This window comes from Haloferax namakaokahaiae (assembly GCF_042663225.1).
Classification (GTDB): domain Archaea; phylum Halobacteriota; class Halobacteria; order Halobacteriales; family Haloferacaceae; genus Haloferax; species Haloferax namakaokahaiae.
In genome coordinates this window covers 1,205,232-1,227,656 of the sequence record NZ_JBHTAA010000005.1, presented here as the reverse complement: position 1 = coordinate 1,227,656, position 22,425 = coordinate 1,205,232, and the positions used below count along the sequence as shown (strand labels likewise).

Below are 22,425 nucleotides of genomic sequence, written 5' to 3'. Positions count from 1 at the left end.
ACCGAGGACGATTAAAAAAGAAAAGCCCGTGCCGTGCCCTGTTCGGTCTCCTGCGCGCTCTACCGTTCGTCCAGACTGGGGAATTCGAGGTCCTTGTCGCCCGTGTAGCGTGCGCGCGGGCGAATGAGGCGGTTGTCCTCGTACTGTTCGAGGACGTGCGCAATCCAGCCACCGACGCGAGAGACGGCGAAGATGGGGGTGTAAAGGTCGATTGGGATTCCCATCTGGTAGTAGGTCGAAGCCGAGTAGAAGTCCACGTTCGGCGCGAGACCCTTCTCGGAGCCGATGTAGTCCTCGATGGCGACCGACATGTCGTACCACTTCATGTCGCCTGCGGCCTCACCGAGCGCCTCGGACTTCTCGCCGAGAATCTTCGCGCGGGGGTCTTTGACGTTGTAGACGCGGTGACCGAAGCCGGCGACGCGCTTGCCATTGGCGAGGGCGTCTTCGACCCACTCGGTGGGTTCCATGTCGCTGTCGTCAATCTCCTTGAGCATCTTCATCACGTTCGCGTTCGCGCCACCGTGGAGCGACCCCGCGAGCGTGCCGACTGCGGAGGTCACCGCGCTGTAGAGGTCAGAGAGCGTCGAGGCGGTGACCGTCGCGGAGAACGTCGAAGCGTTCAGGCCGTGGTCGGCGTGGAGGACGAGCGCCATGTCGAACGTCTCGGCCAGCACCTCGTTCGGCTCCTCGCCGTTGAGCATGTAGAGGAAGTTCGCCGCGTGACCGAGGTCTTCCTTCGGTGCGACGTAGTCGTCACCGCGGCGGAAGCGCGCGTAGGCCGCGAGCACCGACGGCGTCTTCGCCGTGATGCGCTTTGCCTTTTCGAGGTTGACCTCGCGGTCGGTCACGTCTTCGAAGTCGGCGTTTTCGTCGTATGCCGACATCGCGGAGACGAGCGTCCGGAGCGCCGCCATCGGCGCTTCGTCCTGTTCGGCGAGCTCGCGTGTCACTTCGAGAATGCCGTCGCCGAGGTCGCGGTGAGCCGCCAGCCCAGCGGCGAACTCGTCGAGTTCCTCACGATTCGGTAGTTCACCGTGCCAGAGGAGATAGAGCACCTCCTCGTAACTTGCGTCACGCGCGAGGTCCTCGATAGCGTAGCCCCGATAGACGAGTTGCCCTGCGTCGCCGTCGATGAAACTGAGTTCCGACTCCGCAACGAGCACACCTTCCAGCCCCCGTTTTAATTCGCCTGACATACCCGGAACGTTGCTTACCATATCAAAAAAGCGTTATCGTTTCGTTGTATATGTTATCGACTGGCATACAATTCGTAACGGTGTCAAGTCGCTCGATTTCTTCAACGTCACCTGCTAACGCGCGGTTCGTCGTTCGTCGAAAATCCGGCCGTGTTTAAGTATGGCTCGCCTGCCCATGTCTCACCCTCTGTGGTCATATCAGATGACAGCGTACCTAGTACGAACAACGGTGCCACCGATATTCCTGACAAGTCTTTTAGCGTCACGTCGTGAAACCGGGCGCATGAACCCCGAGGACGTCGAGTACGAACCCGTCAGCGTGAAGGCGGTACTCGCGGAGATGAAAGACACTGCCGAGTTGCTCATCGACCTCTCGTACTCGTCGGTCCTCCACGCCAACGAAGACCTCGCCGAGGCCGTCCTCACGCTCGAAGAGCGGATGGACATCCTCCAACTGCAAGCCCGAATGAGCCTGATGATGGCCGCCCGAAGCCCCGAAGACGCCGAAGAACTCGCGCCCGTGCTCGGCGTCGTCGGTGCCGCCGAAAAGATTGCGGACGCCGCGGGCGACATCGCCAAAGTCGTCATCGAGGACATCGGCCTGCCGGACGCGATTCGCGCGGCCCTCCCCGAAGCGGTCGAGACGACGATTCGCTGCGAACTCACCAATTCGTCGCCGTACTCGTCGCAGACGCTCGGCGAGATCAACATGGAGACCGAGACCGGCGTCCGCGTCGTCGCCATCTTCCGCGGCGACGAGTGGGTGACCAACCCCAACCACGAGACGGTCCTGCGCGCGGGTGACGTACTCCTGCTTCGCGGCCGTGACGACGGACTCCAGACGGTCTACGAGACGGCCACCGGGTCGTCGTACGACCCGCCGGAGGTAGAGGAACCGACCATCCGCGACCTCGAACGCGCGGTCGATTCGCTCGTCCTGATGAAGGACATGAGCGAACTCGCGGTGGACCTCGCCTACGGTGCAGTGCTCTTCGACAGCGAGGGCGTCGCCGAAGAAGTCGAAGAACTCGAAGCCGAGGTGGACGCGCTCAAGTCCCGCTTCGAGGCGTGGACGCTCCGCGCGGCCGAGCGCGTCGAAGACCCCGTCTCGCTCCGCGGTCTCGTCCACATCGCCAGTGCGACCGAGGTGATAAGCGACGCCGCACTGGAAATCGCCGAGGGCGTCCTCCACGGTATCGACGCCCACCCCGTCGTCGCCGCCGCCGTCAAGGAGTCCGACGAGGTCATCATCCGCCTTCGTGTCGCCCCCGAGAGCGACCTCGCAGACGCGACGCTCGGCGACCGGCGCGTCAAGTCCGAGACGGGCATGCGCGTCATCGCCGTCCGCCGACAGGGCCGCAAGGAGTGGGTCGTCTCGCCCGGGTCACGGACGCGGCTCAACGGCGGCGACGTCATCATCGCCAAGGGGACCCGCGCCGGTGCCGAGCGACTGGGCGAACTCGTCGGCGACGAACGCGAGTTCGACGAGTAGTGCGGGCTTCGACTGGGTGGTGACTCAGACTTCTTTACTCAGCCGATACGCCGAGACGACGGTCAAAACTGCCGTCACCAAGAGCGCCGTCGCCGACGCGAGGACGAACGCGAGGAGGATGAACCAGCCTTCGGCACCGAGTCCGGGGTACTGTCGCGTCCCCGCGAACGGACCGAACAGTTCGAGGACGCGAACGAGGTAGGCACCGGCGGCGAGGACGACCCCGACCACGAGACCGATACCGGCGTTTCGCGGGACGTTGAGCGCCTGCACCAGCCCACCCCCCGGTGGGCGCTCCGGAATGTCGTCTGTCACAGGTGCCAGTTGCGACCCACAAAGTAAAGCGACACCGCTTTTCTATCCCGCTGACGGGACCGAATTTCTAAAGGGAGGTGGGTCCAACCTTCGCGGTATGATTACTGTGGGAACTGCGTCTGCGGCCCCCGGGGAGATGGCCGTCGGTCGCCTCGAAGTGGGTGAATCCCGTGACGGTGGGACCGTCGGGTTGCCCGTCGCCGTCATCAACGGCGCGAAGTCGGGCAAGACGCTCTACATCCAAGCCGCCTCCGACGGCGACGAACTCAACGGCGTCGGCGTCGTCCAGCGACTCGTACCGCAACTCGACCCCGCCGAGATTTCGGGGGCGATTCTCATCGTCGGCATCGTCAACTACCACGCGTTTCAGGTCGCCCAACATCGAAACCCCATCGACGACCGGAAGATGAACCGCGCGTATCCCGGCGACGAGCGCGGCACCTCCTCCGAACGCATCGCCGACGCGACGTTCAAAGTCGCCCGCGGTGCCGACCTCATCCTCGACTTGCACCAGGGCTCCACGAGTCAGATGATAAACGAGGTGCGCGTCCGCTGCGGCCGTCACCACCGGATGCACGCCGAGTGCCTTCGGCTCGCCAAGACGTTCGGGTGCGGGTACGTCCTCGACCAGAAAGGCCCGGACGGCCAACTCGCCCGCGCCGGTCCCGACGCGAGCATCCCGACTATCGACCCCGAACTCGGCGGCTGTGTCGGCTGGGACGAAGAGAGCATCCGACTCGGCGTTCGCGGCGTCCACAACGTCCTCCGCGGCTACGGCTTTCTCGACGGCGACGTGGACCTCGAACCCCAGACCCGCGCCCGCGGATTCGACCAGTACGGCTCTCCCGCGGGCGGTCTCGTCCGATTCAAGCGCGCGCTCGGCGACGAAGTGAGCGCCGGCGACGTGCTGTTCGAAATCACCGACGTGTTCGGCCAACTCAAATCTCGCGTCACCGCGGACCACAGCGGCATCTTCTGGCGCGCCCGGCGACTCCCACAGGTCGCCTCGGGCGAGTACGTCTGCTCTGTCGGCATCGACATCGATAGCTACTGACCATGCCCACCGACACCTCGCTCTCACCGACGCTTCGTCTCTCGTGTCCCGCCTGCGGCACCACCTACGAGACGTGGCAGTGGCGCTGTTCGTGCGGCGGCCCACTGGACTTCGAGACCGACTTCCTCCCCGACGTATCCGACCCCGCGACGGCCGATATCGACCTCCGGCGCGGGTTGTGGGCCTTCGAAGACTTCCTCCCCACCGAACCACACGCAACCCTTGGCGAGGGAATGACGCCGCTCGTGGACGCGCCCGAGTGGGACGCCGCGTTCAAACTCGAATACGTCTTTCCCACCGGCTCGTTCAAGGACCGCGGCGCGACGACCACGCTCTCGCTCGCCCGCGAGTTGGGTGTCGAGCGCGTCGTCGAAGACTCCTCGGGCAACGCTGGCGCGGCGATTGCGACCTACGCCGCACGCGCCGGTATCGACGCCGAAATCTACGTCCCGCGTTCTGCGAAACAGTCGAAACTGAAAGCCATCGAACGCGCCGGTGCCACGCCGGTTCGCGTCGAAGGCTCCCGGCAGGCCGTCACCGACGCCTGCGTCGAAGCCGTCGCCAACGACGACGCGTGGTACGCGAGTCACGCGTGGAACCCGGCGTTCTTCGCGGGAACGGCCACGTTCGCCTACGAACTCGCCGCCCAGCGCGACTGGGAGGTCCCGGATGCAATCGTCACGCCACTCGGCCACGGCACGCTCTTTCTCGGTGCCTACCGCGGCTTCGACGCACTCCGGGAAGCGGGCTGGATAGATGACGTTCCTCGACTCTACGGCGCGCAAGCCGCCGGGTACGCACCGATTGCGGACGCGCTTCACCGCTCGACCGGCGAGACGAACGACGTTGCGGACGGGATTCAAATTCAACAGCCGGTTCGTGAGACCGAAATCATGACCGCCATCGAGGAGACCGGCGGCGACGCAATCGCCCTCTCGGAGGCCGCCGTCGAGGACGAACTCGACCGCCTGCACAGGCACGGCTTCTACACCGAACCGACGTGTGCGGTCGCTCCCGCGGCGCTCCACCAGTTGCGGGCGACGGGCGAAATCTTGCCCGACGAGGACGTGGTCGTGCCGCTGACTGGGAGTGGCCTGAAGAGCTAATCAAAATCGAAGTGTTACGCCCGCGGTCGCGGGGTGTCGGTTCCGCGCTCGGGTTCCATCGCGCCCTTGTAGGTGTTGATGCCGAGTGCTCTGTTGAGCGGGCACTGCTGCGTGATGGCAGTCACGGTGAGGACTGCGCCGACGAGGAGTGCCACGACGGCGATGGTGGCCTGGAGCGTGGCGGTTGCAATCACCAGCAGACCGGCGAACATCGCGGCGGCGACGATAATCAGCACCGGGCCGAGTACCGCCCGCAGGATGCGGTCGTATCCACCAACGTTCTTCTCCATGGGTGTTTCACCAGGTATAGATAGACCGTAGATGGGATTAGCGTCCCTGCAAATTCTCGGCGGGATGGAATCGTGATACTCTGCGGCGCTGTTATCTCAGCGCAATGATTTATCCACGCGTCTTGCAATGATACCACCATGTCCCGCCTCACGTATCTCCTCCCGAGCGACGACGACACACTCGGTCGGTTTCTCGCGCTCACGCTCCTGATTTTCACCATCCTCTCGGGCTTCCAAGTCGGCGTCCTCCTCGGCTCGATGCTCCTCGCGGGCGCGATTTGGGTGCTCGTGACGGCGATACAGGGACTCAGATACGGCTATCTCGAAGGCGTCAGTGGGTCTGACTGATTCTCTACTCGGTGTCTGAATCACTGTTTGCTGATTTTCTCATAGCACGTTACGTTCCCGCCACAGTTGTGAACCGAACTCTCACCGGGGCCGAACACGTACAAGGTTGCTCCAGATGTGTAGGTAACATCCGCTTGTGGCGTTGCATCGAACTCCTTACTCACTAGCTGGCCTTCGTCCTCTGCCGAGATTGTGAGCACGTACGCTTGGTCACTGTGCGCTGTTTCCGTGAGTGTCGTTGCGACCCACCGCTCTCCGGAGTCAACGGAGCGGGTTTCGTTCACGACAGTCTGGCCGCTTTTTGTCGTCAAGGACACGGTGAACGCTTGGGCTTCGTAGCCGTTCTCGACGACGATTCGATACTCCCAGGGTTCCTCGCTCTCTGTCGGCGTCGCAGGTGGTTGACCGGAGAGACCGCTACACCCGGCCAGAGATAGAAGACAGAGCACGACCAGAAGTTGTCTTTTCATTAGCAGTTCTTCAGACTGCGCGCTGAAAAATCATGGTTCGAATCACACCGAAAGCACAAACAGCGCCGACCCGCCGACTACCGCGCGCCCCAGTCGATCCACTCTTGTTCCCATCCCGTCCCGGCGTGCCAGCCTCGGCCTTCGTACTCGGGGTCCTCGCGCTTGGTTCGGTTGCGGACGATACTCCCGGTCTGCTCGCCATCGACGAGCAACGGTTTAAACGAGATTGGGCCGAACGTCTCGACCACCTCGTCGTCCTCGAACGCGACGAGCGACTGGTCGCCGACGCCCATCGGCATGACGAGTCGGCCGTCGTCGGCGAGTTGGTCGAGCAAGTGTCGCGGCGGGCGAATCGCGGAGGCTTCGACCAGAATGCGGTCGAACGGGGCGTACTCGGGCAACCCGTCGGCTCCGTCGCGGCAGTCCACGAGCACGCCGCCGTAGCCCGCTTTCTGGAGGTTCGAGCGGGCTTCGTAGACGAGTTTGCGCGTGATATCGACGGCGTGGACGTTGGCGTCGCCGACGATTTCGGCGACGAGGGCGGCGGTGTAGCCGACGCCAGCGCCGACGACGAGGACGGAGTCGTCGGGGTCGGGAGAGAGCGCGGAGACCAATCTGGTGGCGGTGCTCGGCGAGAGAATCGTCGTTCGCGTGTCGCGGTGTTCACCCGTCCGGTTCTCGTAGGGTGCGTCCGCGACGAACTCGTGGCGCGGGACGGTGCGGAGGGCGAGACCGACGGTCTCGTCGAGCGGGCCGAGCGATAGCTCTAACCCATCGACCATGTCCTCGCGCAACACGGCATAGTCCATGTTCGCCCTCGGCGGCCGGGGCTATTGAACCGCACGCTCGCACACCACGGCCTGCACGTCGGTCCCCGGAATATCTCGAATCGTCGGCCGCTCGAATCCGGCCGCTTCGACCCACTCTCGGACCGTCTCTTCGTCGTAACACTCGCCCGTTCCGAGTGCGAGCGCATCGACCGCTCGCTGGGTCGTCGTCGCCACCGAACACCGGTTCGAGAGGGCGTCGATGAACACTGCTATCCCGCCGGGTTCGAGAGCGTCGTAGGCTCCTGCAACGATGCTTGCGGCCGAGTCCGGGTCGTGTCCCACGAACGCGTCGTCGGCGAACACGAGGTCGAATCCGGACACAGGTGGGTTCGTCACGTCGCCCGCGACGAGGTCGATACCGGCACGCGAGAGCAACGGACGGACGATTTCGACCGTCTCACTGTCGTCGAGGAAGGTCACCTCGGAGCCGCGAGCGCGGAACTCGCGGGCGAAGACGCCCGATTGTCCGCCGAGGTCGAGGACGCGCTCGGCGCTCGGATTGGCACGAACTGCGGCGGTCACACACGCCCGAACGACCGCTTCGTCGGTGGCGTCGTGTGCGCCGAGTCGGTTCCGCGCCCACTCGTCCGGCATGGCTGGCGCTTCGCCGGTCGCCATCGTCCCCGGTAAGTCGGCGTACAGAGAGAACCGGTCGAGCGCGTTCGGGAGGCGACCGATAGAACGCACGTCGCGCTTGGCGAGAAAGCCCAATGCGCGATTCGTAATCTCGAACTCGTCGCCGACGCGCTTGATGAAGCCCATCGATTCGAGCGCATCGACGGTGATTCGCGCCGCTCGGGGGTCGATACCGGCTTTCTCCGCGACCTGCTCGGCGGTGCCTGCGTTCGTCGTCAGCGCGTCGATGACGCCGCTCTCTCGGGCGGCCCACAGGAGCGCGAGCGATTCGATAGAAAACCGTGAGCGGTCGCGGGTCGGCATGGCTGTTCGAACGGAGTCCAGCGCAAAAACACGTTCTGATGGGCGATGAAGACTGAGGACCAGTCCCGATTACCAGGCGGACCACGCCGACGACGATTCGTCGCGGGTGTAGACGCGCTTCGCGTCTTTCGCATAGACCATGTCGCCGGGGTGGTCGAGTTTCCCGTGGCGGTACTCGGGCGCGTCTGCGCGGACGACGAGGCCCTCGATTTTGACTTCCTCGTCGCCGAACTGCTCGGACTCGCCGACGACGAACTCGTAGTCGCCGGGGACGTTGACGGTGATGCTGCGGGTCTCCTCGTTGTAGCCGTCGCCCTCCTTCGGGTGGATGGTAACGTTGACCTTCACGTTGTCTACGACGCGCGTCCAGACGGTTTTGGCGTCTTTGATCAGCGACTCCTCGACGCGCTGTTCGGGACCGACTTCGATGCCCGTGATGCGGACGAGCTGAATCGCTTCGGGGGTATCGACGATGAACTCGTCGCCCGTTTCGATGGTCGCCTCTTTCGGGGCGGAGACGGTCGTCGAGACCGACGAGCCGTCTTGCGAGACGACGACATCCATGTCGATTTCGTCCGGCACTTCGATTTTCTCTTTGTGGACGTGACCGCACTCGGTGCAGCGGACGGTCGAGTGACCGCCGGGCTTGAGCACCTCGTGGACGGTGGGTTCGGAGGGTGAACACGTCGGACAAGAGAGTGGGACGCGCTCACCGGCGTCGGGTAGGCTCATACGGTCGGATATCCGTTCAGGGCGTAAAAACCCGCCTTTCTCCTCGTGGGCGTGGGAGTCGGTGGCGCGGAGCCGGGTGTGTTTTCATGTCGAACGAACAATCTCTTTTCGTGAATCCCCCGACTCGTCGCCGATTTCTCGCAGCGCTCGGAGCTTCGGCGTTGGTGACGACGGCGGGGTGCCTCTCGGGAATTCAAGACCGACCCTCGTACGACGGAACGTGGTCGCGCTACGGTGCTGACGACGCCCGGACTGGCGCGACACCCGGCGAGGGACCAACGGGCGACCTCTACTCGGCTTGGCGCGCCGAGGTGTTCGAGGGCTTTCCGACGAGTTCGCCCGTCGTCGCCGACGGCGTCGTCTATCACTTGCACACGCGGGGTGGCTACGATACCGACCACGAATCGGTCGTTTCGGCGTTCGATGCGAGTACGGGAGACGAACAGTGGCGCACGACGGTTTCGGTCGCCGACAGAGACGAGACTCGGTTTCATCACGATTCGGTCGTCGTCCAGTTCGACCGAATCTATGCCCGAACGTTCGAGGGATTGCACGCGCTCGACACCGACGGGAACCTGCGCTGGACCGAACCGATTCCGACGACCGACCAACCGTGGCCAATCGTCGCGCCGCCAATCGTCTCCGATGGACTGGCGATTACGGCGACCTACGGCGACCGGGAACCGCCCGTGCAGGTCGTCGCGTTGGATGCCGAAACCGGCGACCCAGTGTGGGAAGCGGGCTTTTCGACGCGTCAACTCCCGTGGACGCTGTCGGCGTTCGGCGACACGGTGTACGTCCCGTTCTTCGGTGGTGAGTCGGGTCTCGTCGGACTCGACGTGGCGACCGGCGAGCGACTGTGGGAAAAGTCGATGCCGATTGCCGGGCCGGTGACCATCACTAACGAGGTGATTCTGACCACGCTGAGCGAGAACGTGGCCGGGAGCGACAGCGACCAGCGATACGTGGTCGCGTTCGACCGTCGAAGCAGAGAACTTCGGTGGAAACACGCCGCCAGAAAGTGGTCCACCACCGGGGTCGCAACCGCGGCCGGACTCGTCTACTATTGCGACGACAATCGCCTGCTCGCCCGCCGACTCGATACCGGAGAGGTAGCGTGGTCGTTCGGACCGGACCCGTTGGTGCTGTTCGATTGGACGCCCGCTATCACCGGCGCGACAATCTACGTCGTCGCTGAGCATCTCGACGAGGAACGAACGCCGAACTACCTCTACGCGCTCGACACCTCGACCGGCGAGGTTCGCGGGTCTGGAAAACTCCCTGTCTCGGCGTCGCCGTCGGGTCTCGCACTGGTCGATGGCGCGTTCTACGTAGCCTTCGGAAACGGCGAACTCAGATGCTACGAGTCGTGCGGGGTGGAACTCGCCGAAGAGTGTCTCCTCGGCTGAGAGAGAATCCGAGAGAAGAGCGAATCCGAAAGAAGAGAGAACCCGACTTAGGGCTGTGGCAGTTCGACTTCCTCGCCGTCGGCGTACACCGTCGGCTCTCGAATAATGCCGTCGAGGTGGAGCGGTGCGTCGGTGTCGCCGCCGATGCCCGCGTCGTCGCCGATGGCGATGTGGACCGTGCCGGCGGCCTTCTCGTCGAGGAGGACCGAGCCGACGAGGTTGGTCACGCCGACGTTGGTACCGATGCCGATTTCGGCGAGGTTGTAGGCGTCTCGGCCGACTTCGTCGGCGGCGGTTTCGACCTGCTCGCGGATGTCGTCGTCGGAGATGTGGGTGACGTAGCCGTCTTCGACCTCGAAACGAAGTTCCTGGTCGTCGTCGAGCAGGCCGTGGGGCATCATGGTGCCGTCTACGACGTAGGTTCCGGTGGCGGACTCGGGACTGAGGAAGATTTCGCCCGCCGGGAGGTTCGAGAAGGAACCCTCGTTGGCGATGTAGCCCGTGTCGGCCAGCCACTCGCGGTCGCCGCGGACGAAGGTAATGTCGGTGCCCTTCTCGGTCGTCACGCGAACTTCGTCGGCCTCGCCCACGGCTTCGAGCATCTCCTTGCTGTGTCGGTAAATCGCGTCGTAGTCGGCGTCGAGACCGGTCACGAACACCTCTTCGGTGATGCCGGGGAGGGTCGCACCGCGAGCGCCGGCGTCGCAGGCCGCGCCGCGTGCGCGAGTGTGACTGAGGCTCTTCGTCGTCGGCGCGAGGAAGGCGTCGGCGCTCGCCATCGCGGCGGCGACCGGTGCGGGGGGTTCTTCGCCGTGTTGGTTGCCCGGCGGGTAGCGGATGATGGAGGCGTCGTCGGTCACTTCCGAGGCGACTTCGTAGAGCGCCTCGCCGATGACCTCGCGCTTGTCGTCGGTGACGACGACGAGCGACTCGTCGGACTGCAAGTCGAGACACTGGTGAATCGCCGTCTCGCTGGCGGCACGGAGGTCCGCATCGGAGTAGGTCATGATTGTGCATGGTGTGTCCGCCGGGTTAGGCATTCCCATCTGAGACCGAATGCCCCCGTAATGCCTTCGGGACCATCGATTTTTCTACTTCAGACCAACTTCACTCGCCTCAGAGATAATCGAGCGAGTCACTCGGTTGAGAGTTAATTTCTGGGTTCTAATCATCGAAATAACTATGTTCGGCCACGCTGGTCATCTATGCATGATACGAGTGGGAGTCAACGGCTACGGTACAATCGGAAAGCGCGTGGCCGATGCCATCGAGGCGCAACCCGACATGGAAGTCATCGGGGTCGCCAAAACGCAACCCAACTTCGAAGCACACACCGCAATCGAACGTGGCTATTCGATGTACGCCGCGATTCCCGAACGAGCACCTCTCTTCTCCGAAGCCGGCATCGACCTCGCCGGCGAAGTAGACGAACTCGTCGCCGAAGCCGACGTCATCGTGGACTGTACGCCCTCGGGAATCGGCGCTCGCAACCGTGAACTCTACGAGACTCACCACACCCCCGCCATCTTCCAAGGCGGCGAAGACGCCGACGTCGCCGAGGTGAGCTTCAACGCTCGCGCCAACTTCGACGCCGCCCGCGACGCCGACTACGTCCGCGTCGTCTCCTGTAACACGACCGGTCTCTCGCGCATCATCGCTCCCCTCAAAGAGGAGTACGGCGTCGAGAAGGTCCGCGCGACGCTGGTTCGCCGCGGTGGCGACCCCGGACAGAACTCTCGGGGACCCATCAACGACATCCTCCCCGACCCGATTTCGGTTCCCTCGCACCACGGTCCCGACGTGAAGACCATCTTCCCCGACCTCGAAATCGACACGCTCGGACTGAAAGTCCCGGCGACGCTGATGCACGTTCACGCCCTCAACGTCACGCTCGGCGACGACGTGACCGGCGCGCACGTCCGTCAACTGCTCGAAAACGAGAACCGCGTCTACGTCATCCCCGAGGGTCTGGGCATCGACGGCGCTGGAAAGCTCATGGACTTCGCGCTCGACGCTGGCCGCCCGCGCGGCGACATGTGGGAGAACTGTGTCTGGGGTGAGTCCATCGGCGTCAACGGCCGTGACCTCTACCTCTTCCAGGCCATCCATCAGCAGTCCGACGTGATTCCGGAGAACGTGGACGCGATTCGCGCCATGTTCGACCTCGAAGACAAACAGGCGAGTATGGAACTCACCGACCGCCGACTCGGCATCGGTATCACCGGCGACCCTTCTGGGTTCTCTGAACAGGCGCGCGCAGAGTTCGCTGACGACTAGTCAGTCCGTCTGTTCACCCGCAGTCTCTTTTCTCGCGTGGTTGGTTCAGAGCGTCTCGAACGCGACGTTCTCGGTCGCTAAATCGACGACGGCGACGTGGAACTCCTCGTCCGCGTCCGGAATCGGTAACCCGCCGGGGTTGATGTGCGTCGTCGCCCCGTAGTAGTCGAGCGACTTCTGATGGGTGTGGCCACGGAGTACGTAGTCGTACGTATCGGATTCGAGGAGCGTGTCCACGAGTCCCGCTTCAGTGCCGTGATAGACGGCTATCTCCTGGCCGTCGAGGGTCAGGTGGGCGAAGTCGTCGTGGTAGGTGCCGAACGAGTTCACGATGTCGCGGAGTTTCCACTCGCCGTCGTTGTTTCCGCGGACGGCGTGAAACTCGAACTCCCTGTCGAACGGTGCGACCGAGAACGGCGCGACGATATCGCCGCAGTGGACGACGACATCGACCATCTCTCGTTCGAAGTGTTCGACCGCGGCGTGGACGTACTCCAGGTTATCGTGCGTATCTGAGACGACACCGAGTTTCATGCCTCCCTTTTCGCCCGCCACCAACATCAAATTTCATAGACATCTATATCAAGGAGTGCTGCACGTCGTGTAGATACACCAGATACTATGGCTGACACGACATTCGACCTAACTGCCTTTTTCGTCGCCTTCGTCGGTTCGGTCACGCTGCTCGCCGACCGGGTCGAAGAACCGCATCCCGAGAGCAGTTGGTCCGGCGTCGTGGCGCTCGCGCTGTCCTACGCAGTCGTCACGTGGTCAGTCGCAACCGCGCTTTCGCGGTGGGTTCTCCCGGCGAGATAAGAACTGGGAGAAGAGGAGTGGGCGCTCAGTCCTGTTTCAGCACTTCGACGCCCGCGAGCGGTGCGCCCGTGAGCGCGCGGATGTACGCGCCGCCGGCGATGGAGACGTGGCCGAAGTCGTCCTCACTCATGCCGTACATCTCGATCGCGCGCGAGGTGTCGCCGCCGCCGACGACGGAGAAGCAGTCGGTCTGCGCGATGGCTTCGAGGACGCCGACGGTGCCGACAGAGAAGCGCTCGTCTTCGAACAGGCCGAGAGCGCCCTTCACGAAGACGGCCTCGGAGTCGCGGATGATGGGGTCGTACTGGTCTACGGTCATCGAGCCGACGTCGAGGTACGGGCGGTCCTTCCCGGTGATGTTGGCGACGGCGATTTCGCCGCGTTCCTCCGTCTGGTCTTCGTAGGCGAGGTCAACGGCGAGTTTGATTTGGTCGCCGCGTTCGTCCAGCAGTGACTCGATAGTCTCTCGGTTCGCTTCCCACTGGTCGTCGAAGAAGTCCATGCCTTCGAGGTCGTAGCCGACCTCGTTGCCCGCGGCCCGGAGGAACAACTCGCCCGCGATGCCGCCGAGTAAGAACTGGTCCACCTTGTCGCCGAGGTTGTTCATCACGTCGATGACGTCGGTGGCTTTCGTCCCGCCGACGACCATCGTCACCTGTCCGTCGAACTCCCGCGTCGCAATCGAGGAGTTCGCCTGATACTCGGATTCCATCACGCGACCTGCGAAGGCGGGCAGTTCGAGCGCGAACCCGACGAGCGAGGCGTGCGAGCGGTGGGCCGCCGAGTAGGCGTCGTTGATGTAGGCGTCGAAGTGGGGCGCGAGCGTCTGGACGAACTCGGTGTCGGCTTTCACCTCGGGGTCTTCTTCGGGGAGTTCGTCGTCGCACATGCGGACGTTTTCGAGGAGGAGTACCTCGCCCGAATCGAGCGATTCGATGGCCTCGATGGCCTCGTCGCCGTAGGTGTCGGCGACGAACTGGACCTCGCGGTCGATGTGTCCAGAGAGGATGTCGGCGTGCTGTTCGAGCGAGACGAAGTCGTCGCCGCCGGGGCGGCCCTGGTGCGCCATGAGGACGACGCGATGGCCCTCGTCGGCGAGTTCGCGGACCGTCTCAGCGTGGCGGTCGAATCGTCGGTTGTCCTGTACCTGTCCGTCTTCGACCGGCGAGTTGAGGTCGAGGCGGACGAGCACGCGTTGCTCCGGGTCGAGGTCGTCGAGCGTGTTGAACATAGTTTGGAAAACGTGGAGGTGTTACTTAGTGGTGGGGAGGTTGGCCCGGAAACCGGGCCGGGTCAGTCAGTCCGGGGAACCAGTGGTGTGGTGCTTACTGGTGGGTGATGAAGTGGGCGACGTCGAGCATGCGGTTGGAGAAACCGTACTCGTTGTCGTACCACGTCAGAATCTTGTAGAGACCGCCGTCGTTGACCTGGTTGGTCGTGTTGAGGTCCACGGTGCTGGAGAAGGGCAGGCCGAGGATGTCACGCGAGGTGACTTCGTCGTCGGTGTAGCCGAGGACGCCCGCGAGCGGGCCGGAGTCGGCCGCGGCGCGGAAGGCGTCGTTGATTTCATCGACAGACGGCTTGTCTTCGAGTCGGACGACGAGTTCGGTGAGCGACCCGTTGACGACGGGGACGCGAATCGCCATGCCGTCGAGTTTGCCGTCGAGTTGTGGCAGAATCTCGGTGGCGGCCTGTGCGGCACCGGTCGTCGTCGGGACGATGTTCTCGGCGGCCGAGCGGCCACGGCGCTGCTTCGCGTGGGGTCCGTCGATGAGGTTCTGGCTGCCCGTGTAGGCGTGGACGGTCGTCAAGAGACCGTTCTCGATGCCGAACTCCTCGTCGAGGACCTTTGCGATGGGCGTGACGGAGTTCGTCGTACAGGAGGCGTTCGAGACGATGTCTTCGCCCTCGTACTCGTCGTGGTTGACGCCGTAGACGAGTTGCTTGACGGGTTCGTCGCCTTTCGGTGGTGCCGAGATGACGACCTTGTCAGCGCCCGCTTCGAGGTGCGCGGAGGCGTCTTCTTTCGTCCGGAAGATGCCGGTACACTCCAGTGCGACGTCCACGTCGAGTTCGCCCCACGGCAGTTCAGCGGGGGACTGAACGTTGTAGAGACTCACCGAGGTGCCGCCGATGGTCAGCGTGTCGCCGTCGAGTTCGAGTCCATCGAGACGGCCGAGGACCGAGTCGTACTTGGCGAGGTATCGCATGTCCTCGAAGTCCATGACGTCGTTGATGCCGACGAGTTCGACCTTCGGATTCTCGAGGACGGCACGGAAGATGTTCCGGCCGATTCGTCCGAATCCGTTGAGTCCGACCCGCACCACGTCCGATTCGTCCACGTTCGCGCCCGCACTAAGGTAGGATTTTTCACTCATGTTCGAGTAGTATCCACCTAGCTATCGGAGAGGAATCAGTATATCTGTTTCGGTAAATCCGGCGTAATCGAACGTTACCTTTCAAACACAGTCATGAATCTCACTCAAACAATCATATTCGCGCACCAACCGGCGGTGTGTGCCAGTTCGACCCCAGTAAATGGGCGGGTTCAGGGCATATGGCGGCGTTCTTTCATGTGATTGTCGTAGCCAGAAGCGTTATAGCCTCAGATTTCATAGCGCCCCGCATGGTCAGAGACGACCGTGACGACCCGTTCGATAACATCTTCGACGAAATCGAACGGATGATGAATGACATGACCGGAGGCAACGCCGGGTTCGCCTCCGATACCCACATCGACGTCTATGATGAGGGTGACACACTCCGACTCGTCGCGGACCTCCCGGGCATCGATAAAGACGCTATCGACCTCAAGTGCGATGGAGAGACGCTCACGATTAGCGCCGCTGGCGACCTTCGAGAGTTCGACGAGCGCATCCGCCTGCCGGTCCGCGTGGACGAACACTCCGCCAAAGCGACGTACAACAACGGCGTGCTACAGGTCACACTCGACCGGGCAGAAGACTCCGCCGCAATCGACGTCGAGTAACGAATCGCGTCTCACGCTGCATTTTTCGCAACCCGCTCGATGAGCGCCGCGAGCGCGTCGAAAAAACCGTCTTCGTACTTTCCGGCGTCGTCGATGGTCGGCCGGGCGTTCGTCTCCGAGACGACGAGCCGGCCGTTCGATTCGAGCAAATCGACACCGAGATAGCGAATCCCCAACGTCTCGGCCACCGCCTTCGCCAACTCCCGGTGCTCGTCGGGCACGTCGATACCGACCGCGTCGGCCCCGCGATGGACGTTGTGTTTCCAGCGCCCGTCCGCTCTCGCCTCGTCGGAGAGTCGCCGTTCGACACCGCCCACGATCTCGCCGTCGAGCAGCATGATTCGGTAGTCGCGGGCGTCAGGAAGCCACTCTTGGACGAGATAGGACTTGTCGCCTGTCGCCCGGAAGTCGTGGACGAGGTTCTGGTGGTCCACGATACCGAGCAGTGAGTCCACGTCGTGGGCTTTTGCGATGCCGACGCCTCGGGTAGTCGAGTTGGGTTTGACGACGAGCGGAAAGTCGAGACCGGCGGACTCGACGGCAGAAACGAGTTCGTCGTCCTCGACTGGGTTCGAGACGGCGACGGTCTTCGGGACGGGGATGTCCGCGCGCGAGAGCGCCGCGATGACGCCCCCTTTGTTCCGCGACGCCAGGATATCTTCGCGCGTGTTGACCCACGGGATGTCGTATCGCGCGTCGATGACGCCGCCTTCCATCATCCGCGAGGGGTAGACGAATCCGACGTCGAACTCCTCGGTGGGCGGGCGAGTGAGGTCGAGCGCGAACTCCTTGGCCGGGAGGTGTCCGACCTCGATGCCGCGCGCTGCGAGCGGGCCGCGCATGCGCGCGAAAGTTTCGCTCGAAGTCGTCACTGCGAGTCGGCGCATACGCTACGAGAGAAGCGGTGACAGAAAAGTTGGATGGTTCGTGCGATTACGCGACGAGGAGTTCCTCACCACGCTCGACGGTGATGCGGCACGGCGGCGACATCTTGTTGTAGGCGCGGCGGAGGGCGTCCTTCGCGGTTGCGGCGTCTTCGACCTTGCAGTAGATGCTGAAGACGGTCTCGCCGCGTGGGATGCGGGCGGCCGTCCCGACGACCTTACCGAACGACTGGCGCATCCCGTCGGAAACACGGTCTGCACCTGCGCCGGTCGCCTGCTTGTTCTCGCGGATGACGTGGTGCGGGAACTTGCGCAGAATCATCTTGTACTGCTTCTCGCCCGCGTGCTTGAGCATGAGACGGTTTGCCGACAGACGTGCGGATTCGAGCGAGCCGTGGCGAATCTGGACGTCTTCGTCCACCTTCAGGCTGATCTCGACTGGGTAGTCTTCGGCGTCCGCCTGCAGGTCGCCCATGTTGTGCTGTGCGATTTTGGAACCGGGAATGCCCGTGATGTACTCGCGTCGCGTGTACGCCGGGTTCTTGATTTCCCGGTACATAGAGGCGGGTTTGTCTGACATAGTTACTTGTGAGGTCTGAGGGTCACACGGGCTAAAAACGCTTCGAAGCATCGTTCCGAAAACGCCGTCTGCGACCGCACGGCACCTCGGTTTTATCCGCCTCGTGGTACCAAGAGACATACTTATCAGACCGGTTCGCTTCGATTCACCCGATGATTCTCGTCTGCGATACGATGCCGACCGACGGCCCGCAGTACTTCACCGACGCGCTCGCCGCCCTCGCGCTCGACGGCCGCGAGGGAGTGGTCCACTCCATCCCTCAAGACGGGATTCCGGACCTCTCGGGCGTCGATGCGGTCGTCATCACTGGCAGCACCGCGGGCGTCTACGAGACGGCCGACCGACCGTGGATAGACGACGGTCGCCGACTCGTCCGCGAACTCGTCGAACGCGAGATTCCGACCTACGGCGTCTGTTTCGGCCACCAACTCGTCAACGACGCACTCGGCGGAACCGTCGAAGCAGGCGAGCAAAAACGCGGTATCGTCGATGTCGAACTCGCGGACGACCGGATTTTCGACGGCATCTCCAGCCAGATTCCGATGGTTCACGGCGACTACGTCCGCGAACCCGGTGACGAGATGGAGACCATCGGCTCCGCATCGTACTACGAGCACCTCGCAACGCGACACGCCTCCGCGCCAATCTGGACCACGCAGTACCATCCCGAGTTTACCGTCGCGCTCCTCGACCGCATCGCCGACGACTTCGGGTGGCCCGAAACTGACACCGACCGCGACTTCACGGGCGTCACCGCCAACGAGACAGTCGCCAACTTCGCTCGACTCGCCGGACTCGACTGATTAGGACGTGTCTTTGCTTTCTTCGTCCACTTCGTTTCGTTCGTCTTCGTCACCCTCCAATTCGACCGGTGGCGTTCCAGTTCCGGGGTCGAGTGCGACGAACTCCAGTCCTTCGCGCTCCAACATGGCCGCCGCGCGGTCGGTGAGCGAGGGCGCGACGAGAATTCCGCGAATCGGTTCGTCGTCGCCGAACTCGCGTTTGAGCGCGTCAACGTACCGCCGGAGCTGACTCGCCGCGGAGGGGCCGACGCGCCGCCGCTTCAACTCCACGACGACCGGCACACCATCGCTGTCTTCGCCGAAGATGTCGAGCGCGCCGGCGTCGCTCTGACGCTCGGTTTCGAGCGGTTCGAAGCCGGCTTCGAGAATCGACGGGTCGGCGAGGATGTGCTGGCGAAGGTCCTCTTCGCTTCCGGCGAGTTCGAGGTCGCTGCGGTCGTTGACGGCGTAGGCCGAACACTGCTCGATTCGGTCGAACCACACGTCCAGTCGCTCGTCGGGAGTCGAGCGCGTGCTCCGGACTCGCAGTTGCCCATCCCTGACGTTCGCCGTGTGGGTACACCCCGGTGGTTGCCAGTTGACCGGCGTGCGCTTCTCGTCGGTGTGGACGAGAATCGAGCCGTCCGGCTTCAAAACGACCAACCGGTCGCCCGGACCGAGTTCGCTCGTCGCTCGACCGTCGTACTCGACCGTACACCGACCGAACATCGTGATGAGGTCGCCGCGCTCGATGGCCGCTTCCAGATGAACGAGTGCGTCTCGATGCGTCGGTCGATGGAGTGTGTTCACCGTCATCCGGGTGTCGGCTTGCGCTTTGTCGCCGCCGGAGATAAGCCCCTCGTCGCAAGCGGTACCACGGTCTGGTCATCTTCCGGCAATCGTTGTCATGTTTATGCCGATTCCGTGCGTACCTTTCCCATGGTCCCGGATTTCGCAGAACTCAGTGGTACCGAGATGGACGACGAGGACATCGCACGCCTCCTCCGTGACGAGGGCGTCGGCGTCCTCTCGCTCGCCGACGAGGGTGTCGCCTACGGCATTCCGCTGTCGTTCGGGTACGACGAAGCGAACGGGTCGCTCTATTTCGTCTTCCTCCGGCCCGGCGAAACGTCGAAGAAGGTCAGTTTCGCCGAGCAGACCGAACGCGCGTGTTTCACCGTCTGGACCGCCGCATCTCGACACGAGTGGCGGAGCGTCGTCCTCGACGGCACACTCCACCCCATCGAAGACCACGACTGGGACCGCGTCCAAGAGACGCTCGGCGACAACGCGTGGTACCCGAGTCTCTTCTCTGAGGTCGAACCGATGCAGGACATCCTCGGGTGGGAGTTCCGTATCGAAGAACAGTCCGGCCAACAGAGTCGAGAGATATAACGCGGCCACACCGATGCACACCCGTGATTTCCACTCGCTTCGCACAGCCATTACTGCGGGTGTGAACGAACCGAAGTGGCGGATGCTCGCGCTCCTCTCGCTCGCGGAGTTGTTTGCGATGTCTCTGTGGTTTAGCGCGAGCGCCGTCGCGCCGCAACTCGCCACGGTGTGGGGACTCTCTTCGACGCAAGCGGCGTGGTTGACCACCGCCGTCCAGTTCGGGTTCGTCGTCGGCGCGCTCGCGTCTGCCGCGCTCACGCTGTCGGATGTCATCCAGACTCGCTACCTGTTCGCCGGGTCGGCGCTGATTGGCGCGGGCGCGACAGTGGCTCTCGGGACGGTCGTTCAGTCGGCTCTCGTCGCAGTCGGACTTCGGTTCCTGACTGGCGTCGCGCTCGCAGGCGTCTACCCACCGGGCATGAAACTCATCGCGGGATGGTTCGAACAGGGCAGAGGGCTAGCGATTGGCGCACTCATCGGTGCGCTCACTATCGGCACGGCGCTCCCGCATCTCTTGCGCGCTGTCGGCGGCATCGACCAGCCGCGACTCGTTCTCGTCGGCGCGGCCGGGTTCGCCACGCTCAGTGCGATTCTCGTCCTTCGCGTTCGACCGGGTCCGTATCAGTCGCCCGCCGCACCGTTCGACCCGAGTGCCGTTCGCCGCATCCTCGGCGACCGACCGACACTCCTCGCCAACATCGGCTACTTCGGCCACATGTGGGAGTTGTACGCCGTCTGGACGTGGATTCCGCTCTATCTGACGATTTCGTACGGGGCGTCTGAGAGCCCACTCGCCACGCCGACGACCGCTGCGTTGACTGCCTTCGGGACGATTGCCATCGGCGGACTCGGCGCGCTCGTCGCCGGGCGGGCCGCCGACCGATGGGGGCGGACGACCATCACTGCCGCGAGTTTGCTCCTCAGCGGGTCTGCCTGCCTCCTCGCGGGGTTCATCTTCGGGGCATCTCCGCTCGTCGTCGCTCCGTTCGTCCTCCTGTGGGGCTTCGCAATCGTCGCCGACTCGGCACAGTTCTCGACTGCGATTTCCGAACTCGCGGACCCGAATTACATGGGTACCGCGCTCACCCTACAGACCGCGCTCGGGTTCCTCTTGACCGTCTTCTCGATTCAACTCACGCCCATCGTCGCCGAGCGAATCGGCTGGCAGTGGGCGTTCGCACCCCTGATTATCGGACCCGTCGTGGGCGCACTGGCGATGTGGCGACTTCGGGGCCTTCCGGCGGCAGCGAAGTTGGCGGGCGGACGCGGGTAATCGCTGCCTTGATTCAAATCCGTCCGTTTCTGCACTCACAGACTCCGCCACGCTCGCTTCGCTCGATGGTCGGCCTCAGAGAAGTATGCCGCCTCCCGCATTTGAACGCCGTGAGACGCGCCTCTCACGTATTCACGCTCACTCCGTTCGCGTGAACCTCACTCGCAACGCTTCGCGCTGCTCGCTGGTTCAGAATCCGTCCGAGGGCAGATTTCCTGCTCATAGACTCAGTCGCTTCGCTCCTTCGTCGAATCGCAGAGAAATCATGCCGCCTCCCGGATTTGAACCGGGGACAGCTCGATCTTCAGTCGAGTGCTCTCCCAGTCTGAGCTAAGGCGGCGCATCCACACAGAGGCGAAGGGCAGTAAAAAACGATTCGAATCTCTATGCGTCGTCGCGGTCCGGTCGGGTCCACCCGGTCACTTCGCTCGGGATGAGTTCGCCGTTGACCTTCCAGTCGCGCGGTCGGAACGTGATCGCCATGATCCCCACGTAGAACAGGGCCACCAGAGTGGTGACGACGACCCCGGAGACACTTCCGATTCCCGCACTCACGAGGAGGTTCGACGTGTCTGCATACGCCGTGAGTTGGATGACCCACGCCGCGAGCATCACGACGAAGAGCGGGAGGTACACCCGTCGGAGACGGTGTGCTAACGCCTCTTCGAAGGACATCTTCATGTTCGGCATCCGGTAGTCGTTTCCGAGTTTCTGCCGCCAGTTCTCGTCTACGACACCACCGTCCGGGTCGAGCGCGTAGGCGAAGACGTTCTGTTGGAACATCCGCACGCGTGACCGCCAGATGTCGTAGGCGCGGAAGCGCCGGGCCTCGATACACAGGAAGATGCTGAGCGTGACGACGCCGAGCAAGATGATGTAGTGCGGGTGCGTTTGTGCGGAGAACGACCACGTCAGGATACCGGCCATGAGCGTAATCGCCCAGTTGCTCGTTCTGTCGAGGCGCTCTCGCCACAACTTCATTCGGTGGATTTCTCCACGGTAGAGGTGTGCAAAGGACGAACCGGGACCCATCGACTCCTCGAACAGGCCCTTCCCAATGTGTGAATCGTCGTGACCAAGGGCGTGTTGTTGCTCCTGCTCGTCGGGCATTGTTGTTCATTTCATGCACAACTGCCAATGGATATGAGCCTTCTGACTCGTCCGAAATTATCGGCGCGAGAGACGGCGGTCTATCCAGACCCTGTCTCGCCAGTAGTTGGTGTGAAAAACGGAAGAAAGTTCGTC

Annotated in this window: 26 protein-coding genes and 1 tRNA gene; 11 read left to right on the top strand and 16 right to left on the bottom strand. The window is 63.2% G+C overall.

The features are described 5' to 3' along the window. Positions 1 to 59 precede the first annotated feature (59 nt). The gene (gene citZ / locus ACFQJC_RS13965; RefSeq protein ID WP_390224477.1) at positions 60 to 1,199 is read right to left on the bottom strand and encodes a citrate synthase; all 1,140 of its coding nucleotides are present in this window, start codon (positions 1,197 to 1,199) and stop codon (positions 60 to 62) included. Positions 1,200 to 1,482: 283 nt separating this feature from the next. Between citZ and ACFQJC_RS13960 the strand changes: the two genes are divergently transcribed. Then, on the top strand, positions 1,483 to 2,691 hold the full coding sequence (locus ACFQJC_RS13960; protein WP_390224475.1) for a potassium channel family protein: 1,209 nt from the start codon (positions 1,483 to 1,485) through the stop codon (positions 2,689 to 2,691). Positions 2,692 to 2,715: 24 nt separating this feature from the next. Here ACFQJC_RS13960 and ACFQJC_RS13955 read toward each other — a convergent pair whose 3' ends face one another. Further along, positions 2,716 to 3,006, bottom strand: a complete 291-nt coding sequence (locus ACFQJC_RS13955; protein WP_390224474.1) for a DUF7536 family protein — start codon at positions 3,004 to 3,006, stop codon at positions 2,716 to 2,718. 97 nt (positions 3,007 to 3,103) lie between these two features. Here ACFQJC_RS13955 and ACFQJC_RS13950 point away from each other — a divergent pair, with 97 nt between their 5' ends. After that, the gene (locus ACFQJC_RS13950) at positions 3,104 to 4,060 is read left to right on the top strand and encodes a succinylglutamate desuccinylase/aspartoacylase family protein (RefSeq protein WP_390224472.1); all 957 of its coding nucleotides are present in this window, start codon (positions 3,104 to 3,106) and stop codon (positions 4,058 to 4,060) included. 2 nt (positions 4,061 to 4,062) lie between these two features. Next, positions 4,063 to 5,166 (top strand): threonine synthase, encoded by a 1,104-nt coding sequence (locus ACFQJC_RS13945; RefSeq protein ID WP_390224471.1) that lies wholly within the window; start codon positions 4,063 to 4,065, stop codon positions 5,164 to 5,166. 14 nt (positions 5,167 to 5,180) lie between these two features. On the opposite strand, the gene ACFQJC_RS13940 is transcribed toward ACFQJC_RS13945, so the two are convergent. Continuing rightward, the gene (locus ACFQJC_RS13940) at positions 5,181 to 5,456 is read right to left on the bottom strand and encodes a YgaP family membrane protein (protein ID WP_390224469.1); all 276 of its coding nucleotides are present in this window, start codon (positions 5,454 to 5,456) and stop codon (positions 5,181 to 5,183) included. A 138-nt stretch (positions 5,457 to 5,594) separates the two neighbouring features. On the opposite strand from ACFQJC_RS13940, the gene ACFQJC_RS13935 reads away from it, so the two are divergent. Continuing rightward, complete coding sequence (locus ACFQJC_RS13935; protein ID WP_390224467.1) at positions 5,595 to 5,804, top strand: hypothetical protein; 210 nt, start codon at positions 5,595 to 5,597, stop codon at positions 5,802 to 5,804. A gap of 20 nt (positions 5,805 to 5,824) precedes the next feature. On the opposite strand, the gene ACFQJC_RS13930 is transcribed toward ACFQJC_RS13935, so the two are convergent. From ACFQJC_RS13930 to ACFQJC_RS13915, 4 genes are all read right to left on the bottom strand, one after another. After that, complete coding sequence (locus tag ACFQJC_RS13930; protein WP_390224466.1) at positions 5,825 to 6,274, bottom strand: hypothetical protein; 450 nt, start codon at positions 6,272 to 6,274, stop codon at positions 5,825 to 5,827. 77 nt (positions 6,275 to 6,351) lie between these two features. Continuing rightward, positions 6,352 to 7,083, bottom strand: coding sequence for a protein-L-isoaspartate O-methyltransferase family protein (locus ACFQJC_RS13925; protein ID WP_390224464.1), 732 nt, complete (start codon positions 7,081 to 7,083; stop codon positions 6,352 to 6,354). 21 nt (positions 7,084 to 7,104) lie between these two features. Further along, entirely contained in the window at positions 7,105 to 8,043 is a 939-nt protein-coding gene (locus tag ACFQJC_RS13920; protein WP_390224462.1) for a class I SAM-dependent methyltransferase, read from the bottom strand. 69 nt (positions 8,044 to 8,112) lie between these two features. Further along, on the bottom strand, positions 8,113 to 8,775 hold the full coding sequence (locus tag ACFQJC_RS13915; RefSeq protein WP_390224460.1) for an HVO_0476 family zinc finger protein: 663 nt from the start codon (positions 8,773 to 8,775) through the stop codon (positions 8,113 to 8,115). Between the two features lie 110 nt (positions 8,776 to 8,885). Here ACFQJC_RS13915 and ACFQJC_RS13910 point away from each other — a divergent pair, with 110 nt between their 5' ends. Then, positions 8,886 to 10,184 (top strand): PQQ-like beta-propeller repeat protein, encoded by a 1,299-nt coding sequence (locus ACFQJC_RS13910; protein ID WP_390224458.1) that lies wholly within the window; start codon positions 8,886 to 8,888, stop codon positions 10,182 to 10,184. A 47-nt stretch (positions 10,185 to 10,231) separates the two neighbouring features. On the opposite strand, the gene ACFQJC_RS13905 is transcribed toward ACFQJC_RS13910, so the two are convergent. Continuing rightward, positions 10,232 to 11,191, bottom strand: coding sequence for an aminopeptidase (locus ACFQJC_RS13905; protein ID WP_390224456.1), 960 nt, complete (start codon positions 11,189 to 11,191; stop codon positions 10,232 to 10,234). 202 nt (positions 11,192 to 11,393) lie between these two features. Between ACFQJC_RS13905 and ACFQJC_RS13900 the strand changes: the two genes are divergently transcribed. Then, entirely contained in the window at positions 11,394 to 12,461 is a 1,068-nt protein-coding gene (locus tag ACFQJC_RS13900; RefSeq protein ID WP_390224454.1) for a type II glyceraldehyde-3-phosphate dehydrogenase, read from the top strand. Positions 12,462 to 12,506: 45 nt separating this feature from the next. Here the strand turns inward: ACFQJC_RS13900 and ACFQJC_RS13895 are convergent, their stop codons facing one another. Next, positions 12,507 to 12,995: a metallophosphoesterase gene (locus ACFQJC_RS13895; RefSeq protein ID WP_390224452.1), complete on the bottom strand. Its 489-nt coding sequence runs from the start codon at positions 12,993 to 12,995 to the stop codon at positions 12,507 to 12,509. Positions 12,996 to 13,082: 87 nt separating this feature from the next. Here ACFQJC_RS13895 and ACFQJC_RS13890 point away from each other — a divergent pair, with 87 nt between their 5' ends. Beyond that, positions 13,083 to 13,277, top strand: coding sequence for a hypothetical protein (locus ACFQJC_RS13890; RefSeq protein WP_390224450.1), 195 nt, complete (start codon positions 13,083 to 13,085; stop codon positions 13,275 to 13,277). Between the two features lie 25 nt (positions 13,278 to 13,302). Here the strand turns inward: ACFQJC_RS13890 and ACFQJC_RS13885 are convergent, their stop codons facing one another. Further along, positions 13,303 to 14,508 carry a phosphoglycerate kinase gene (locus tag ACFQJC_RS13885; RefSeq protein ID WP_390224448.1) on the bottom strand — a complete coding sequence of 402 codons (1,206 nt, stop codon included), beginning with the start codon at positions 14,506 to 14,508 and terminating at the stop codon, positions 13,303 to 13,305. 94 nt (positions 14,509 to 14,602) lie between these two features. After that, positions 14,603 to 15,655, bottom strand: coding sequence for a type I glyceraldehyde-3-phosphate dehydrogenase (gene gap, locus ACFQJC_RS13880; protein WP_390224446.1), 1,053 nt, complete (start codon positions 15,653 to 15,655; stop codon positions 14,603 to 14,605). A 248-nt stretch (positions 15,656 to 15,903) separates the two neighbouring features. On the opposite strand from gap, the gene ACFQJC_RS13875 reads away from it, so the two are divergent. Then, entirely contained in the window at positions 15,904 to 16,266 is a 363-nt protein-coding gene (locus ACFQJC_RS13875) for an Hsp20/alpha crystallin family protein (RefSeq protein WP_390224445.1), read from the top strand. An 11-nt stretch (positions 16,267 to 16,277) separates the two neighbouring features. On the opposite strand, the gene ACFQJC_RS13870 is transcribed toward ACFQJC_RS13875, so the two are convergent. Together ACFQJC_RS13870 and ACFQJC_RS13865 are read right to left on the bottom strand one after the other, a co-directional pair. Then, positions 16,278 to 17,153: an ATP-grasp domain-containing protein gene (locus ACFQJC_RS13870; protein WP_390224444.1), complete on the bottom strand. Its 876-nt coding sequence runs from the start codon at positions 17,151 to 17,153 to the stop codon at positions 16,278 to 16,280. A gap of 46 nt (positions 17,154 to 17,199) precedes the next feature. Continuing rightward, positions 17,200 to 17,730, bottom strand: a complete 531-nt coding sequence (locus tag ACFQJC_RS13865; protein ID WP_390224443.1) for a 50S ribosomal protein L16 — start codon at positions 17,728 to 17,730, stop codon at positions 17,200 to 17,202. Between the two features lie 152 nt (positions 17,731 to 17,882). Here ACFQJC_RS13865 and ACFQJC_RS13860 point away from each other — a divergent pair, with 152 nt between their 5' ends. Next, positions 17,883 to 18,533, top strand: coding sequence for a type 1 glutamine amidotransferase (locus ACFQJC_RS13860; RefSeq protein WP_390224441.1), 651 nt, complete (start codon positions 17,883 to 17,885; stop codon positions 18,531 to 18,533). On the opposite strand, the gene nucS is transcribed toward ACFQJC_RS13860, so the two are convergent. Next, entirely contained in the window at positions 18,534 to 19,328 is a 795-nt protein-coding gene (gene nucS, locus ACFQJC_RS13855; protein ID WP_390224439.1) for an endonuclease NucS, read from the bottom strand. 123 nt (positions 19,329 to 19,451) lie between these two features. Between nucS and ACFQJC_RS13850 the strand changes: the two genes are divergently transcribed. Beyond that, positions 19,452 to 19,907 carry a pyridoxamine 5'-phosphate oxidase family protein gene (locus ACFQJC_RS13850; protein WP_390224437.1) on the top strand — a complete coding sequence of 152 codons (456 nt, stop codon included), beginning with the start codon at positions 19,452 to 19,454 and terminating at the stop codon, positions 19,905 to 19,907. 82 nt (positions 19,908 to 19,989) lie between these two features. After that, positions 19,990 to 21,180 (top strand): MFS transporter, encoded by a 1,191-nt coding sequence (locus tag ACFQJC_RS13845; protein WP_390225627.1) that lies wholly within the window; start codon positions 19,990 to 19,992, stop codon positions 21,178 to 21,180. A gap of 266 nt (positions 21,181 to 21,446) precedes the next feature. Here the strand turns inward: ACFQJC_RS13845 and ACFQJC_RS13840 are convergent. Together ACFQJC_RS13840 and ACFQJC_RS13835 are read right to left on the bottom strand one after the other, a co-directional pair. Next, positions 21,447 to 21,520 (bottom strand) — tRNA-Phe (locus ACFQJC_RS13840). A 44-nt stretch (positions 21,521 to 21,564) separates the two neighbouring features. Then, a complete protein-coding gene (locus tag ACFQJC_RS13835; RefSeq protein WP_390224435.1) occupies positions 21,565 to 22,290 on the bottom strand; it encodes a DUF2270 domain-containing protein in 726 nt (241 codons plus the stop codon). Positions 22,291 to 22,425: the final 135 nt, after the last annotated feature.